Annotated in this window: 13 protein-coding genes and 1 pseudogene; 5 read left to right on the top strand and 9 right to left on the bottom strand. The window is 46.1% G+C overall.

The genetic code is table 11. From position 1 onward, the window contains the following. Positions 1-411: 411 nt before the first annotated feature. The 6 genes from AC6I8U_RS01095 to AC6I8U_RS01120 form a co-directional block, all read right to left on the bottom strand. Positions 412-1,719 (bottom strand): ATP-binding protein, encoded by a 1,308-nt coding sequence (locus tag AC6I8U_RS01095; RefSeq protein ID WP_498017514.1) that lies wholly within the window; start codon positions 1,717-1,719, stop codon positions 412-414. 245 nt (positions 1,720-1,964) lie between these two features. Further along, a complete protein-coding gene (locus tag AC6I8U_RS01100) occupies positions 1,965-2,540 on the bottom strand; it encodes a hypothetical protein (RefSeq protein ID WP_498017515.1) in 576 nt (191 codons plus the stop codon). After that, the gene (locus tag AC6I8U_RS01105) at positions 2,537-3,700 is read right to left on the bottom strand and encodes an Arm DNA-binding domain-containing protein (protein ID WP_498017516.1); all 1,164 of its coding nucleotides are present in this window, start codon (positions 3,698-3,700) and stop codon (positions 2,537-2,539) included. The genes AC6I8U_RS01100 and AC6I8U_RS01105 overlap by 4 nt, the downstream gene beginning before the upstream one ends. Before the next feature lie 387 nt (positions 3,701-4,087). Then, positions 4,088-5,449, bottom strand: a complete 1,362-nt coding sequence (locus AC6I8U_RS01110; RefSeq protein WP_498017517.1) for a hypothetical protein — start codon at positions 5,447-5,449, stop codon at positions 4,088-4,090. 54 nt (positions 5,450-5,503) lie between these two features. Further along, entirely contained in the window at positions 5,504-8,557 is a 3,054-nt protein-coding gene (locus tag AC6I8U_RS01115; RefSeq protein ID WP_498017518.1) for a hypothetical protein, read from the bottom strand. After that, positions 8,541-10,163 (bottom strand): hypothetical protein, encoded by a 1,623-nt coding sequence (locus AC6I8U_RS01120; protein ID WP_498017519.1) that lies wholly within the window; start codon positions 10,161-10,163, stop codon positions 8,541-8,543. Before AC6I8U_RS01120 ends, AC6I8U_RS01115 begins: the two co-directional genes overlap by 17 nt. 992 nt (positions 10,164-11,155) lie before the next feature. Between AC6I8U_RS01120 and AC6I8U_RS01125 the strand changes: the two genes are divergently transcribed. The 3 genes from AC6I8U_RS01125 to AC6I8U_RS01135 all read left to right on the top strand — a co-directional run bounded on the left by AC6I8U_RS01125 (position 11,156) and on the right by AC6I8U_RS01135 (position 14,498). Beyond that, positions 11,156-11,326 carry an acetyltransferase gene (locus AC6I8U_RS01125; protein ID WP_213970557.1) on the top strand — a complete coding sequence of 57 codons (171 nt, stop codon included), beginning with the start codon at positions 11,156-11,158 and terminating at the stop codon, positions 11,324-11,326. After that, entirely contained in the window at positions 11,326-11,721 is a 396-nt protein-coding gene (locus tag AC6I8U_RS01130; RefSeq protein ID WP_498017520.1) for a type II toxin-antitoxin system death-on-curing family toxin, read from the top strand. Before AC6I8U_RS01125 ends, AC6I8U_RS01130 begins: the two co-directional genes overlap by 1 nt. A gap of 1,106 nt (positions 11,722-12,827) precedes the next feature. Then, complete coding sequence (locus AC6I8U_RS01135; RefSeq protein ID WP_498017521.1) at positions 12,828-14,498, top strand: SWIM zinc finger family protein; 1,671 nt, start codon at positions 12,828-12,830, stop codon at positions 14,496-14,498. A 256-nt stretch (positions 14,499-14,754) separates the two neighbouring features. Here AC6I8U_RS01135 and brnA read toward each other — a convergent pair whose 3' ends face one another. Together brnA and AC6I8U_RS01145 are read right to left on the bottom strand one after the other, a co-directional pair. After that, positions 14,755-14,997, bottom strand: coding sequence for a type II toxin-antitoxin system BrnA family antitoxin (brnA, locus tag AC6I8U_RS01140; protein ID WP_498017522.1), 243 nt, complete (start codon positions 14,995-14,997; stop codon positions 14,755-14,757). Beyond that, positions 14,984-15,250, bottom strand: a complete 267-nt coding sequence (locus tag AC6I8U_RS01145) for a BrnT family toxin (protein ID WP_498018296.1) — start codon at positions 15,248-15,250, stop codon at positions 14,984-14,986. The genes brnA and AC6I8U_RS01145 overlap by 14 nt, the downstream gene beginning before the upstream one ends. Before the next feature lie 600 nt (positions 15,251-15,850). Here AC6I8U_RS01145 and AC6I8U_RS01150 point away from each other — a divergent pair. Next, on the top strand, positions 15,851-16,072 hold the full coding sequence (locus AC6I8U_RS01150) for a TA system antitoxin ParD family protein (RefSeq protein WP_498017523.1): 222 nt from the start codon (positions 15,851-15,853) through the stop codon (positions 16,070-16,072). Then, the gene (locus AC6I8U_RS01155) at positions 16,065-16,352 is read left to right on the top strand and encodes a type II toxin-antitoxin system RelE/ParE family toxin (protein WP_498017524.1); all 288 of its coding nucleotides are present in this window, start codon (positions 16,065-16,067) and stop codon (positions 16,350-16,352) included. Before AC6I8U_RS01150 ends, AC6I8U_RS01155 begins: the two co-directional genes overlap by 8 nt. Positions 16,353-16,492: 140 nt before the next feature. Here AC6I8U_RS01155 and AC6I8U_RS01160 read toward each other — a convergent pair. Beyond that, positions 16,493-16,678, bottom strand: a pseudogene (locus AC6I8U_RS01160) (AAA family ATPase); the annotation flags it as partial. Between the last annotated feature and the right edge of the window lie 552 nt (positions 16,679-17,230).

Genomic DNA, 17,230 nt, shown 5'->3' on the forward strand with positions numbered 1-17,230 from the left:
GCTTCCTTACCTTCTTGTTTAAGACGTAAAGAATAGCGAGCTATTGATCTAAAAGAGAAAAAGGAAGGATTTCGGACATTCCGATCGCGGTTTTCGCTATTCCGATCACCGATTTCGGAGTTAGGCTAAAAGTGATCGGATAATCGCGGAATCAGTGATCGGTTTAAACCGAAATGGGTGATCGGATAATCCCGAAATGACTGATCGGAATGCTCCGAAATATGCAGTTATCCTCTTCTTTATAATAACAGCAATAACTTAGTCTGATGAGTGTCTCAGTGCTGAGACGGAATTGAGACAGTTTTCATCTTTGTTAGCGAGCCTTTAGGTGGGAAATAGCCACCTATTGAGCTCACTGCTCAGCCTCACGGTATTTTAACAGCTTGCTACCCAGCTCTGTGTGAGCGGAACTTATCTCAAATCTTCTAAACTCATGCCCCGATAGCTGATGTTATAGTCTTTAAACTTCGCTAATAATTTTTGTGATTTGGCAATTAGTTGAACTTGACTGTAGCGCTTGATGTTTCGCTTCACCTCAATAAACACCACTTCTTTATTCATCTCATTAACGGCTACAATGTCAATTTCGTTTTGGTTGCCCTTTTCCCAATAGGTTCCAATTTGGTTGTACTCTCCGGATTCGGCGAGTTGCAATCTGATTACCCTTTCTAGCCATGCTCCGCTGTATTGTTCAAAGTCACGCTCAATCACTTGTTGTACATACCTTAAGTTGCCTACCTCCACGCTGCTTTGGTTTTTGTAGACGTAACGAAACCAAAAATTGAGAAAGGCGTCTTTTATTTGGTATTTTACGATGCGCCCACCAGGCTTGCTGAAAATGGGCACAATTCTTTCAATAATATCAAATTCTTCTTCCAGTTTTTTAAGCTGCGGACCAACGGAATACTGTAGTATAGATTCGATATCACTTCGGCTTGTTTTTCCTGAGGCAATCGCTTGTAGGATTGAGAAATAGTTACTTTGATCGCTCCCAAACTCTTCTGTCAATCGATACTTCCCTTCATCAAGGGTCAGTGAGAATTCACTGATCAACTGAGGCCATAAGGGCTCCGCGGGATCGCATTGCACGAGCCATTCAAGATATTTTGGTATTCCGCCACTAAAACAATACCATTGGAGCAATGCCTCAGGACTGAAGCATGAGTGATCATGCATCATTTCTTTGATAAATGTTGGCTTAAGAGGCTGCAGATTGATCCGGTGATCAGCTCGGCCAAAAAGGGGTTGTTTGCTGTTTTGAAACAGGTGCGTCATCATTGAATAGAGCGATCCACAGCAGATAAGGTGCATCTTGGAATCAAGTCTGTGGCTGTCCCACAGGTTTTGCATGTCCGAGAAAAAGCTAGAGTTTATTTTCTGAATATCTTGAAACTCATCGATGATCACCGTGATGGGCTGGGATTTTGCAAATGTTAGGAGGATCTCAAGGAGCGACTTTAAAGAATCGGGTTGACCGTAAATTTGCAGATTTAATTGAGTTTTTATTTGTTCGGCGAACTCCTCACAAAGAAGAGGTTCGGCTTTTCTTGAGACAAATAGATACACAACATTGGTTCCAGCAAACGCTTTTTTGAGTAACGTGGTTTTACCCACCCGCCTGCGTCCGACCATCATTGTGAGTTGGCTATGTTCCGTGTGCGCAATATCCGTCCATCGTTTCAGGCTTTGTAACTCAGACTGGCGGTTGTAGAATCTCATTACTTACCTCATTAGATTGTTTGTTTTTACTGTACTAATTATTACAGTAATTTTAAGTACGGTAAACTAATTATGGCTTAGCTGTCAGCGTCGATGTAAAAATGACCCTCCAGCGCCGATTTAAAATTGACCCACCTGAGGCAAACCATACGTTCGTAAAATGGACAAAGTGGTGGATTATGATCAAGCCACCACAATGCTCTCGTATCGTTACCATTAGTAAACCTCAGCAATTGAAGCTCCAATCACTCCCATGGCATGGGGAGCAAAAAGTAACGCCAAGACCCCATATGAAAGCAGTGTGCGGCCGCTTTGTATTGAAAGCAGACGCATGCTTTTTTCTCAAAAGTTGTGGCCAAGATCGAGCTGGCACTGTAGCAAAGCTGCGCGTCAGGTGAGCGCGAATATTCATGCAGAGCCAAAGACAAACTGCGGCAATAAATGAGATGGCGTCGCCAAAGTTGCCCTCTGTCCTGCGTGGTGTTCACTATCGCACCGTAATATTTGAGTAAAGGGAGCTCGGGGTGCGCAAGATGAAGCGCGATGTCTTCAAACGTGAGGTTGCGCGAGCCCAAAAGCGCGGCGGCGTGTCGTCCAATGGTGTCTTTCAGGGCGCTGTGACAGGACACGCGCTGCCAATAATACTGGGCCACTGCTTCAAGCTGCGATTGACCGGCAAGCGTGTTTAGCGCATCGGGCGTAGCTTGAAGCAGTGTATTGAGGTTGGGATGCTGAGCGCCCAGAGCAAAAGCACGAAGCGATTGGGAATCGTGCTGGGTGCGGTACAGCGCATCTGAGCCAAAAAAAGTTGGGATAGTCATACCTCACCTCCCATTAATGCATCGAAAGCGCGGCCATCTTGGCGCGACGCATTCGCCACATAAGGTGCGTACACCTCAAAGAGCAATTTGGTGTTGCTGTGTCCAAGCATGTGGGAGATATACAACGGATTTTCGTGCGCGGCGATGTGCAACACGGCCGCAGTATGACGCGTCTCATAGGGACGGCGTTTTTTAAGGCCCGCCTTGCAAAGCGTGGGGTACCACAGCTTTTCGCTGACATAATGCGTATCCAGTCCACCGCCATTTGGGTGGGGAAACACAAACGCGCGATTATTACCCTCAGACCGCTGTTGTTGACGTCTCAGCGCGTCATACACAGCCTCACTCATTCTTAGCTCTCGCCTTGATTTTGGCGTTTTTACTTCCCCTATCTCACCATTGACATAGTTTTGCCGGATACGTATCAAACGATGGTCAAAATCGATGTGCTCCCAGTACAAGCCGTGGATTTCACAGCTTCGAAGCCCAGTCCAAAACCGCACTAAGAAATAGTCGTGCCAGAGTGGGTCGACAGCGTCTAAAAACGTACGCACTTCTTCAATGGTCATGGGGCTCGATTCCGCCCGCTCTTCTTTGAGCGCTTTGTAGCGGCGAAATGGGTAAGCAAACTGATACTCTTCAGCGCCTAAACTCATAATGGCGATCATAGGCCATAATATGTGGTTAATGCGCTTGTTCGTTAGCGGCGTTTTTCCGTCCCGTCCACAGCAGTCTTTCAAATCGTGGCGAAAATACTCCACGTGAGAAAGCTTGATATCAACGATGAGCATATCGCCAAACTCGGCAATTAAGTAGCGATCAAGCGTATTGCGAACGGTGGCTTGATAGCTCGGCTTCCATTTCGCTTTGTTGCGCTCAAACCATTCATTGGCGTAGTTAGAAAAAAACGGGTAGTGATAGTCAGGACAGCGCTCGCGATGCAGCGCTTCAAATTTGGCAACTTTTTTACTGTCGGGGAAGTAGTCTCGGTATTGAAACGTGCCCAAATCCATCTCAGCGTTCATTTGTTTCAGCTGCACCTGGGCCGCGCGAAGGTTTTTGGGGGTGGCGAGCATTTTTGTACCTTCACGAAAGCGCACGCCAAAAATATGCAGATCGAACTGAAGTCGCCCATTCGGGCGGATGCGAATATGAGCCATGATGGCCTCCATCAAAAAAGCGATCCATCTCCCCTGCCGTTACGTTGGCGTGGAATAGATCTGTCCCTTACCGATGAAGTTCGCTAGAATGGCGCCATCGGCTGGGTCTCGTTAAACATCGTCGCAGCCGGTACGGGGTAGGGTGGTTGCCGCCACTCTGCCCCAACTGCTTGTTCACTTTATACTCACTTATCAAGCTATCACTTCAAAAACTGTATAAAGTTTCATCTATCACCTTAGTTTTATACTGGATTAATGTCCAGTATTATCTGTCTCATCTTGCCATTTTCTTTGGGTCCTTTGTTCAGTGGCAGTTGGTCAGCAGCAATTGGTCAGTGACAATGAGAAAGCGCAAAGGAACATAGCCTCACCAAGAAGCGCTCACATTCAGAACATACTTTCCAAATCGAGTTCAAGGTTTTGCTCTTTTGGCGCGGAAATGGATGAGTCATCCAGCCTATTTTCCTGATAATCAGCAATCAATTGCTCGATTTTTTTAAGGTTTTTTTTGTCGTCAATCAGCACAATAGGGAGCGATTGCGCCGGTGTTTTGTCTTTTGAATCTTTATAGAACCCAAGGAAATGCTCGCCTGAGTTGTCTTTATAGAGGCTGACTTTCGTCTGTTTCATGGTTGTGATATCTCGCACTTTCAAGTCAACAAACGCTTTGAGGTGAAACTGCACAACGCATTGCTCATTCGCATCAAGAGACAAGCTCGAGACTTGAATCGGCTTGATATGATTTCCTTCCTCGATGATGGACGTGATGTAGGATTGCGCTTTAGTTAACACGAACATGGCCATGTCGTAGGCTCGAATATCATCGTAACCACGAAGAGCCTCAACCTCGGTCTTGAATGGAACAAAATCAATGGTAAAGACTTCAATGACATCGGTTGTTGCCTCGACTAATTCTCTGAATTCATTGATCATCGTGAGCGAGATGAGGGAACATTGCTCCGAGGTTTTGATAAAGAGGTTATCGTTTTCTTGCACCAGAGCAACGCTGCGATCGGCGGTGTTGCCAATAGCCCGACCGAGCAATATCAACCCTTCTTCCGTACTTACAAAGCGGTGGTCAAGTTTGATCGGCATCTGAGCCGTTATGGTTTCAATTTTATTATCTCGCATGATTTTCAACTTATTCACACTCGGATCGAACTCAATCATTTGCAGTGGAATGTGCGGTTTCGCTTCCTCAAGCAACGTATGGCAGGTTGCCACAGTGACTTCCTGATAGTGTCGATGGCGGTCATTGCTGACAAACTGGACATGGCGCTCGAGCGCGGGTTGGGTTGTAATATCTCGTTGGCACGCGTGGCGCAATATGGCGGCATTGCGGGCATGGATATCTTGAGTCCGCGAGTCCAAAGGGAGTGACACCGCTTTGGTATCAAAGATAATGATGTGGGAGGTCATGGCTTTTGCGTTGTAGTGAATGGGGAGTGTGATGAATGGGTCGTTGGTAATGCTTTGCAAGGCTTGCGCACAATGGTACCAGTTAATGAAAACATCACCGGGCAACGAAAAGTCGCTCAGCTTCCGGTGCGTCTGAATCTCACTGTTCAGTTCAACGGAGGCAGAAGAGTAGTTCGGTTCACATCCACCAATGATCTCACAGCGGTTGTCATCGAAGTGGAATAAGAAACTGACCGCAAAGTCATCGCTTTTCTTTTGGATACGGTCTTTTATCTGTGCCAGCAGGGGTAACCGGTTACTCGGTATGTGAAGTGCGGTTTTTTGTATCATAGCGAATCCTTCTTAGGTGAAATGATCAATCCTGATATGTGCGATCTGGTCACATTAGGCTCTCGTCGTGCTCTGGTAATAGTGAATAAACTCATAAAGGTGTCGAAAGGTACCCATGGCCAAGTAGACGTTGGGTTTGAGTGTGACATCAATGTAAAAGCAAGAAGGGCCCTCTCCTTTGAGTCTCTTCACGATAATGTCGTCGCGTGGGTCTGCAAAATCGCGTTCAATGAGCTGTTTTTTTCTCTCTGGGTTTGTTTTTCGATTGTGCATTAAATGAAATGCGGTCTGAAGAAAGCCCCACTGCGGGCATTTGAACGCAATGCGAAAATCCTTAGCACGGTTTTGATTGCATGCCATGCCAACTCGAATGATGGCGCGCTCGCCATCGTCGACCCACTTCATCGTGTCTATGGCTTTCAGTGATTGTATCCATTTCTTGTCGACGTCTTGATGTTTGTGTTTGTTAGAGTGATGCCAAATCGTGCTGAGATCAGAGAACATGAGCGTCTTTTTATCTTCGTTAAATTGCTTGGCAAAGAGACTTTTAAGAACACTTTTTTGTATGACAGGAAAGGAGGAACTCTCCGGCTGACCCGCGGTAAGCTCTTTATCGACGAGCTCTGAGAGGAGCGTGCTGAGGTGCTTGTACTTTGTCTCGACAACAGGGTGTGTGGGTAAACGGTCTTTTTCGGCGCGCTTTAAAAACAGCCAATGTCGTAGGGTCTGCTCAGATAAGTACACCTCGGCCGTTTTGCGCTCTTTCACGCTCAAGGCTCGGTAATGGCCACTCATTTTAGCGATGTGGCGAGACAAATCGTTAGAGCCTTGTTTTAAGCCCAGCAGATAGCGCAGTTCATGACGGGAGTAGCATCGCTCGCGCTCTTGATGACCATGTTGACGATAGAACGGATACAACCACTCGATACCGTGTATGTAGTGTTTTCGAGTCGTATCGAACGACACATGACCTATCTCTCTTGCAAGCTCATCAAAAAGTAAGCTGTCGTTCATGTCAATAAAGGGTTGCCTTTCTAGCCAGTGCTGAAACCGATGATTGAGCGCCTTTTTGCTGACAAGCTTTTGAAGTGATATCGGTAAATTTGAGCAAGATCCATTGTAGCCAAAGGCCAAATGCAAGCCTTGTATCAAGGAGAGAAACGCGCCCGAATGTCTTAAGTGATGGAATCGTGCCTCAGAGCCTGCCACCGCTTTGATCGCGCGCGTGACCGGTAAGAGGTAATGCAACTGCCTCGAAGAAGGACGTTCATTCTCAAAGCCTATCAGTGGCGTCTGTGAGGAGCGATTATTGAGACCGTTACGCTCTGAAATGCGCGGCTTGATTTGAATGCACATCCGCACCAGAGTGGCAAACTCTTCGGGCAAATAAATACGAACCCAGCGCTGATGCTTGCTCTTTGTGTTGCCCTCGGCGGTATTGGTGATGTGCAAAGTGAAAGACCGACCATCGTGCTCGCAGGTGTAGATGTCTTTGATGCGAAGGCGGGTGATCTCTCCTCGGCGCAGTGTCGCAAAGTAACTTAATATGGCGGCGACGGCGCAAAATAATCGTTGAAAGAAATGACCTCGCCTATCTGATAGCAATGCGTCGACGATCTCATGTAATTCCTCTATCGAGATGCAGTTGGCGTCCACATTGACCTCGGATGTCGGGCTTTGAAGCTCGCTTAGGTCGATATGATCGGTGAGATCTTGGGTGCTCAAGAACTTAAAAAAACGCATCACTTTTTGCTGCGCACTGAAGGTGGCTAATCCGTCATACACGTCGTGCGCCCAATGCATCAGCGCAAGGTGATCGTGGGCTCGTTCAAACGACAAAGGATGGGGGTGAAGCAACGTTTGCAATGAAGAATAATCGGCGACCGTGCTTTTGGCTAGGTTGGTTTTGCGCGCGCCACCATCAAGTATCAAGCTTTTCACGAACAAACAGACGAGCTGAGGTAAGACATTGTCGATGTGCCACTGAGTGATCTGGTAGTGAGTAGGACGCTTGTTATTTTTGGTGTAGTCATCCACGAGTGCGCGATGTGGCCACTTTTTCGATGCGCTCTTCTCTCGCTTTTCATACCACCGTTCATCCCAATTTTGGCTATAAATATCGTTGAGTGCAGCCTTTTTTTCCTGTGCTGTGATGGTGTGCTTATCAAAGGCAACGTGACGTTGAGGGTAGGCGATGTCTTTTAGAAACATAGGAGGCACATCGTCTCGAAAATACCAGACCGCTTGCAGCAATAGATGAAGAGACGCGGGTGAAAAGTGTGCCGTCTGTTCGTTTGCGGCAGACGGTGGATGCGTGAGGTCGTGGCTACGGGGCAATGTACGGACGAGATGGACTAATCGGGTGGTGAACGACTGAGCATTGAGGGCTGTGTGGCTTTTTGAGGTTTGATGATAGTCACGCAGTGCGCGATACGCGAGTAGGGGTAAATGGTAACGAGTAAACGGTCTCGTTTGCTCTTTCGTCGTGTTGACATTGATGTGCTCTAACTTCAAATAGGTGTTTGCGCCACGTTGCTCGATACACGTTGGAGAGCTGACGGCTTGCAGCAGATAGTCCACTGGCAAGGGCGCCACTTCCATCGCAATGATAAGCCCCACCCACTCCGCGCAAAGCGCTTCACGTTTCTGATAAAAAGACTCAAGTGAGGCGTCATACGCTTCTATCAATGCGTGCGCGTCATGGGCGTAGGCGGTGATGTTCACAAACAGCTTGGCATCATGGTCAATGAGTTTTTTCTTCTCGATCTCAGGAACCTGCCACCCAAGTCGGTGGTGCAAATACACAAGGATGCATTGAAGTGCTTGTCGGTATTGCAAAGTATGCTTGAGTGGGAAGTGCTGCCAGCACATTCTTAGCTGAGAAAGCGTGTCTAATGTGACTTCTCTTGCGTGGTTTTGCGTGTTCGGCCAGTGTTCAAGTACCCACACAACGCTGCCGACACGTGCCACTAAATGATGGTTTTCAAGCGCGTAGTCAATGATGCGTTCGGGAGAGAGGGTTCGCAGCAGCGAAGAGTGTGATGACGTTTTGGTCATGTCATCACGTTTGTGGACATCAATGGTATTCGCATCAATGCACTCTGTCATAGCAAATGTCCTTGAGTTGAAAGTTGACCGTCAGTGCATTTAAGTGGCGAACAAGCTGCTGTCTATGCAAAGGGAACACGTTGTCGTTGCCGAGATCTTCCCCCATCGTCGCGTGCCCCAAAAGGCGATCTAATTGTGAGTTGGTTAATCGAACGTCGATGGAGACTAATGCGTATTGCGCAAACGCATGACGCAAGGAATAGGCATCAAAGGGGGCGTTGTGATGCTCTAAAAATTGATTTAAGAGACTCGCATTTACTGGCACAGCTTGCCGGTTGCCGTCAATCAAATGCCACAACAGTGCCGGCGTACCGTGCTGGCGTAAATCGAGATTCACTTTTGGAACCTGCTGCTTGAGTCTGCGTTTAAGTCGCCGGTAGTGAGAGATTTGCCGAGCGAGATGTTCATTGATAAGGATCTCGCGATACCGACCTTTGTCTTTGATCGTGGCCTTCTTACTCATGAAGTGGCGAGCCTGCTCAATACTAATATGATGCGTGGGCCGAGCGCCGGTACAAAGAATGAAGGTTAAGGCGAGGTGATAGGTACAAAGATTAAAGTAAGCAATGAAAGCCTCGGGACGGTCATACATGGATGGAGACTGCGTGTTTATCTCGTCGTGCAGTGTGTTGAAAAGGCGTTTAATGTTCGGCACGGCGGCCATTCGTTGGCTTCCGATCAGGATTGGCGTGTCGGTTGAGGTGGGTTTTGAATGACCTTGATGATAAGAAAGCTGGGGAATCGTATTTTGCTTCAGTTCTTTGGGCATATTGAGTGTTATTGATGCATCAATGAAGTGATGGTGCTCGGTGTTTTGATTGTTTTTTGCTTTCATGACGTACGTGAATTTTTCTTTCCATCCAAACTCATGTATCCCTTCTATCAAACGATCAATATAGCGGTTGTGTGCGTTGAAAATCTTTGCTCGAATTCTGTCGCTATTTTCGGTTTGATAAAAGCGAGCGCTTTTGTGATGTCTGGCTTGATGTAGCAGGACAAAGCGGGGTAGGGCGGAAAGCAAGTTATCATTGGCAATGCACACATTGAAATAGTTGATAAGATTATCCTTGCGCGCAACCGCGTGCTCGAGTTCGTGCAATCCATGGTATTTCCAACGTTTTTCAATAATGGCTTTGAGCTCTGACTTTCCCTTTTCACTGAGAAAAGGGCGTTCGTAGCCTTTTTTTGAAATGAAACGTTGAAAAAAGGCGTTGAACCGTGCTGGGACCGGTTGCCACAGATACACCGCCCCGTTTTTTGTAGGGTAGCCGAGGGCATATTCGACCCATGACGTTTTACCGTGCATGACGGTTCGAAAGGCATGCCTCTCGCAGGCTTGATGACCTCTAAGTCGATACAAGTCGGGAAGGTCGTAGTCAGAGATCTTGGCGCTCTTATCTTGTTTTCTCATTCTGGCGAGCTCTCCCGTAAACCAGAGATAAATAAAGGAGACAAAGAATGATTCTTTTTGATTGGTCGTTAATTGAGTGCGATTGAGATCTTTAAAAATACGAGTCAATGAGGTGAGAGTGGTGGCGATGGTCGGGTAGCGGCCACCGCTTTGCCGAGATCGGTTCTCACATTTTTCGTTCGCGATACGTCCCATAAACGCTCCTTCATTGTGGGAATAGACACTGCGCTGTCTGCGTCTCAATCGGTCACGCGGTGTTGTTGGCCATGAGCCCGCATTGAGGGCACTGAAATACCGTATATAGTATGTTCTTGCTGTTTTTACTCAACATCTAGTGTTTATTATAAGCGCGTTGGTGGTTTTTTCGCCAAGGGTGGAAAGGGGAATCGTGGCATAAAATTTTGATGGACATCACACATATTAACAAAAGTGGTCTCGATATTGAGATTGGCAGACAGAAAGGCGGTGTTTTGGATTGCTTTTGATTGGAGGGATGTTCATCTGGAATAACTTGAACAGTCGTGAACCCATTCCTTTTCCTCTCGTTATCGACAGCGGCAAGACCATTGCTGGGTCTCGCATCGGCGAATGATGGAGTGTATCGAGTGCATAGACAGGAATGATGCATGGGGGCATGGGCATGCCGTCGGTTGTGATGCGCACCGTCTCAAAAGCCCCTTAATCTCCCCTATTGTGTCTCAGGGTGAAATGCATTTCACTTTAAGGCTATGATTCAATTAGAGTTTTTTGCTACGGTTCCAAACCGTCCTAAGGGCTGACACCCTCGGTTTTTGATCCTTTTGATCAACATTTTTATTCTCAATTACAATAATTTAAACTCAACTCGCACGAGCAAGATCCTTTTTTGAGACAGTGGTTTGGTGCATAAAGTGTCTCAGCCGTTGATAAAGACGCAGTCATTGACGGTTGGGTAGCGATGGATTTGCAGCAATGCCTTATTCCAATCATAAAGGATTTAAACATAAACGCGTTATTGGATCAGAGAGGCGGGCGTGAATATAGGGGCGATGACGGTTAACCATCGTTTCAATGGAACTGAACGTGAATGGTCCCCATATAGCCTGAGACGTACAGATGCTGCCTTAGTAGAGATAAAAAGCCTTAAAGCATCTTAGGAAAAACAGTAGTATAATGTAGGAACTTAAGCTGTATGGAGAGAAAACGTCATGAGCAAAGACTTGACGGCCTATGGGGTGCCACAAGTAAAGCGACCGAAAGTCAAAGCGACCAAGCAATTAGACCTGAGTGGTATGCAGGGGCGGCAAATTGTACGTTCTGAAGCCAAGTTAGCGCTGCGAACGCATCGTAAGACGTTCACTAAACTAGCGGATATGTGATGGATATCATTTGTTTTCCATTCGAGCGGGTGATTGAAATCAATTCGTTTATATTAGCGACAGAGCCAGGTATGCAGGGTGAGGTAGATATACCAAAGCTACAAGGTGCATTAGGTCGGATTGACAATGCGATCGCATATGATGGTTTGGAAGATGTTTTCGATATTGCAGCTAAGTATGCGGCAAGCATTGCTGTCGCACACGACCTACCTGATGCAAATAAACGTACAGGGCTGATGGTTGCGCTTGAATATTTGTCACTTAATGAGTTTGAAATTGTCATCGATAACGCCCTACTTGCCGATGCTGTTAGAGATCTTTTACTTGGGGTATTATCCGAAGCGGATTTCGCAGATATTTTGTATGCACAGTACACAGCGGGACTTGAGCGTTAAATTAGGACTGAGCCACAGAAAATTACTTTCAGAGAGGGTTATAGCTGGATCAAGACTCTTTTTGATACCCCCTCCCAATAGGTAGTCCCTCGGTTTTTTATCCTTTTGATCAACCTTTTATTCTAAAATTACAATAATTTAAACTCCACTCGCACGAGCAAGATCCTTTTTTGAGACAGTAGTTTGGTGCATAAAGTGTCTCAGCCGTTGATAAAGACGCAGTCATTGACGGTTGGGTAGCGATGGATTTGCAGCAATGCCTTATTCAAATCATAAAGGATGAAAAAATAAGCGCGTGATTGGATCAGAGAGGCGGGCGTGAATATAGGGGCAATTACAGACTCGCCATCGTTTCAATGGAACTGAACGTGAATGGTCCCCATATAGCCTTAGACGTACAGATGCTGCCTTAGGAGTATAGAGGCACTCAGGAAGTTGCATTGGCCTTAAATGAAAAAACCGCCCATATGGACGGTTTCTATTCATTGTAAACCTCGCGGGTAAAAGGTTTACAAGGGTTTGTACTTGTTCGTTTGTGGGTCAAACTTCACAAGGGCACTCTTGACTTTGCCCTTACAGTGTTGCCCTAGTACGAACAAAAGTCAACATGTTCGGTTCTAAGTTGCTGTAATGGCATGAATAAATCTATCTGCTCATTATATATAAACCAATTGATTTTGTACGCTTTATCTACGGTAATCAGCCTTTCTAATTTGCGCAGGTTCTTACTGTATCTGGCTGACATTGACTTGGTTTAGTCGCTGATGGACACCACCAGTTTTAATGCTAGACGTTATTTGTGTTCTTGTGGAGCTGCGGTGCACAAGCGTTTTGTCGTGAAGTTTCTTCGCTATAAAAAAGCCACTGAGTGGAGGCTAATTCACAAGTATTTTACCGTGAAATTTTATGTTTTTCTATTTTTAAATCATAGGTTTGATCTGAAAAAGTTTGTGGCGAAATTAGTTGGTTTTGTAATACTCATCAAAGTACTTTTTGCCGCGAGGTGCTGTGTGAGAATGTAGAGGCAAGCATGCAACCTACTTTTAGATTGTGGTAAAAAAGAAAAGTATAAAGAAAAAGACAACGAGTGAGTGGAAGAAGAGACGTTGACATTTGATATTGACGAGCTGCGACAACGGGCGGGAAGCGCGACATTTGCTAAAGCGATCCAACTGGTAAAAAGCGAGAGTGTGCATCATTTGCGAGTGGAAGAGGGGGATGTGCTCGCGACCGTCGAGGGCACATTTCCTTATCAAGTCCAATTAATCAAAACCACTCCAATCATCTGTTATTGTACTTGCCCAGCGGCGGAGTATCAGGAAGTGTGTAAACATGCAGTGGCGGTAGCGATGCAAGCCAATGTGGCACCTCCAGAGACCAGTGATGAGAAAGCTATCCTATATCGCTACTTTGTTCAGCAATCACCACAAGCGCTGACGGAGATCATCCTAGACGGATTGAGAAAATCGGATGTGCAGTGGAACCGGTGGTTGACGTTGGCCCAGTTGGATGAAGATTCAGTGACACTTGCTCAGTTAACTCACCGTGTGGATGACGCACTTCCACAGGTTACGCTGTGGGGGTGGGGTGAATCCCAAGGCTATTTTGACGACGCAGACATCCAGTTGGAAGTCGTTTGGACAGCGCTTGAGTCGCTTTCGCCAGAAGAACAGTGGTCATTGATTCTTTATGTAATTGAACGCTTGAACTTGGTGCTGGAGGACATCGACGACTCTGACGGGGCCAGATCCGAGCTAGAGCGGATCATCAGTGAAAAAATGCCGGTGATATTTGAACAATTGGACTGGGGGGAGCGCCGAAAAGCCCATTGGCTGTTTGAGCATCTCACTCAGACTGAATTTGATGTATTTCCTGATCTCGAAGACGCCTTTTTTACCTGTTATGCGAGTAACGCGACTTTTCTTGCCCTTTGCCAACAGAGACTTGATGAACTCGTGGTCTCAGAAGGAGTCCGTTGGCGTGCCGAGCGCATTGCCGCGCCCTTAATTTACGTCGCCAGAGAGGCGGGGCATTGGCAAGAAGAAGTGCGGATCAACGCCCTACTGGCTGAGCGATGCCATCACTTTATCGAGCTAAGTCGCCTGTGCCTTCGTCATGATGAAGCGTTGGATGCGGAGCGCTGGTTGATGAAAGCGCGTCATGTCATCGAGCACGATTATGAGCGTGAGCGCTGCGACAGGCAGGAAGTTGAAATTAGAGAGGCGCTAGGCGAGTATCACAGTGCTTGGTCGCTGGCCAGGCGCCTCTTTAGTGCGTCACCAAGTTACCAGGAGTACCTAGCGCTGTGTCAGCTAAAAATGCGAGGTGATATTGATGACCCCACCTTTTTAACCCACGTTGAGCAGACGTTTAAAACCGCTTATGAGCCTCCCGAAGGGAGATATGTCTCCGCTAGAAGTGATGATTTACTTCGTTTCTACATAGAGCAGCGCCGCTTGGATGCGGCCTGTGCTTGGGTTGATACGCGCAAAGTGAGTACCGACGCATTGATTGAACTTGCCAATGAAGTGGTCACCGACAAGCCAGATACAGCTCTGATGTATTACTCTCGGGTGGTGTGTGTAACGATTGAACAAACCAATAATAGTGCTTACGAGCAAGCCCTCCGTTATCTACAATCTTTCGAAAAGCGGCTAGCACATTCGCCAGAAACGATGGCGCGCTTTCACGCCGAAGTTCGCCGCATCGCTCGGACGTACAAGCGAAAGCGAAACATGCTTGCGCTACTCAAGCAGCACTACGTACATTGTCTCTAACAGAAGATTGCCAATAGAGGATCTTATTAGGTGGAGGAGCAAAGCAAATAGCTCCAAACCCCATCAAGACTACAGGTACGATGGCTATCGTTTTGGGTTCAGTCCGAAGCGATAGTTGTATGCTTCAGTTAATGCTATAGGGAAAAGGGTGAGATGGAACGAGCAAGCACAGGTGTACTGGAGCAACACAGCCTCATACTGAAAAAGGCAACGATTCGATCTCGCTGCCTTTTGATGTTGGCTCTTAGTTAGGCGTTTAGCTTGAAGAGTGGGTATGGGCTACATTTTCAAGCCTTTCTGCCAACCAAATCTTTATGATCGACTGTCGTGTAACGCCTACTCGACTCGCTTCACGGTCTAATGACTCTAGCATCCATGCAGGAAAATCGACATTAACTCGTTTCTGCTTTTGCATAGGACGTTTTGCTTGAGATAAATCGAGATCACCTAAGATGTCTTCGTCACTATCAAATTTATTATCAAAATCATGTGCTTTCATACAGATTGACCTCCGCTTTGCGTGAACGTCTGACTGAAATGATCCTAATATTTAACCCACGATATGTAATGACACCAGACCAATGCTTGCCACTGAGCATACCGATAACTAAATATCTAGGCTCATCGCTTGTGTTTGCAGGGATCTCAATGAGATCAGAGTCGTTCCACAAACCTTGAGCTGTATAGAAATCAATTCCATGTTTTTCAAAGTTAGACCTGCTTTTACTTTCATCAAATTCAAACGTAATCATGAGTAAAAAGTATATCATTTTTACTCATTTGGCAAGTTGTACATTTTTTTAAGATGGTAGCAGCGGTTGACCGACGCCTTCCACTTGTAGAGGCTGAGGTAGTATGAAACCTTATTACTCTACTTGAGCTGTTTTTTGGCAGGGATGACAGTTTCAGTAGGATAGTTTGTTTTTCTAAATTTAATTTTTCATTTTAATTCGACTACTTAACCTAGTTTTAGCATGAAGATATTTTACTCGTGCACAACAAAAGCGAGCGTGTGATTGGATCAGAGAGGCGGGCGTGAATATAGGGGCGATGACGGTTAGCCATCGTTTCAATGAGACTGAACGTGAATGGTCCCCATATAACCTGAGACGTACAGATGCTGCCTTAATAGAGACAAAAAGCCTTAAAGCCTCTTAGGAAAAACAGTTTCGCTGTGCAGTGGGATCAGCGCATGAGCTCGAACGATATGCGCTTCATACAAGTCGAGCGTGGGTGTCGAGTAAGTCTCTGATGCAAGCTTTAGCTAAGCATAATAAAAGTGCTCCCATTTGAAATGTTTGTCGCAACTTACTACAGTAGTGGCAAGTTGGATCTATTTGTGAGGCTATATTATGGCAACTGTATGCGTACGTATCGATCAAGAGCTTTTTGAAAAAGCAGCGATTATGGCAAAAGCACTCAACCGAACTACGCCTAAGCAGATTGAGCATTGGGCGAAGATTGGTGAAATGATGGAAGACAACCCCGATCTGCCTTACGAGTTTGTAAAGCAAGCCATTATTGCGAAAGCAGAAAAAGAAGCGGGTAAGTCAGAGGCATACAGCTTTGACTAACATCACCTCGGTTCTCCAAACGCCCAGTTTTAAAAAAGCGGTAAAAAAGCTGCACAAGAACCAGAAAAAAGATCTCGATGATACTATTCGGGAGCTAATGAAAGATCCGTACTTGGGGGAGCAAAAGAAAGGCGATCTCTCCTTTCTGCGTGTACATAAGTTTAAAATGGTCAAGCAGCTCACTTTGCTTGGTTATAGCTACGAGGATGGTACAGTCACTTTAGAGCTGATGGCTCTCGGGTCTCATGAAAACTTCTGTCGAGATGTAAAAAGGTTCTAGCAAGTCTTTATTAACGGGAATTAACAATACGGCCGCCAGGTTTGCTCAAAATAGAAATACAGGACCCGTGTGTTTGACTCCTTAGTCTAATTCAGCGATAACACATCCTCCAAGCAAACCCCTTCGCAACAATTTACGTGTTAATCAGCATCGTTTATATGATCCAAAAGATATTCCGCAAAATAAAGCGGCACTACCATGTGGCCCTTCTCTATATGGCTTGAGCCTTGAGTGCCCGTTAGCTTTAGGGTTTTATGTGGAGAGTATTTGGTGATAAAGGACTGAAGTGACTTGGCTCGAGTGCGTTTGCCACTGTTTGGTTCGATAACACCGCTAGAAATCGCGCATGAAGAAGAGTCCTTATGGACGCCGCATGACTTTTGAGTCTAGCCGAGTAGACCAAAGCTTAATTGATCAAGTCCAAGCGCTGGTTAAGCAGAAACTAGGTTAACAAGGGCCGCTATGTGGCGGTTTTTCTAACGAAATATGCCCAGACAAAATATTTATTTAAGATTATGATTTATAAGATAAAGTTAGGGTGTTTTAAGAAAAAACAAGGGGGTTGTGCCCAGAAAAATACGACCGATTTATGCTAGTTCTTCGCCACCACTACCACTAATCAAATTGAGTCGTTAGCGTCAATAAATTGGTTTTCGTAACCTACTTTCAGGGTGCCCAGGTCACATCTGCTGCTTGACTGACTTCATACCAAAGCTTTTCTCCCCCCAAAATGCAAAGCACCAGATACCGCCTTACCTTCCGTTCAAAATGAGGGACGAGCAACGTTTTTAAGCCTTAGTATGTACTCAGTGATTAATGACGGTATGCATCTAAAATACGTGCAGATTTCACTCAATGAAGGTTGAGTTGGGGGGGTA

It is taken from the genome of Vibrio sp. KUL80 (genome assembly GCF_059725495.1).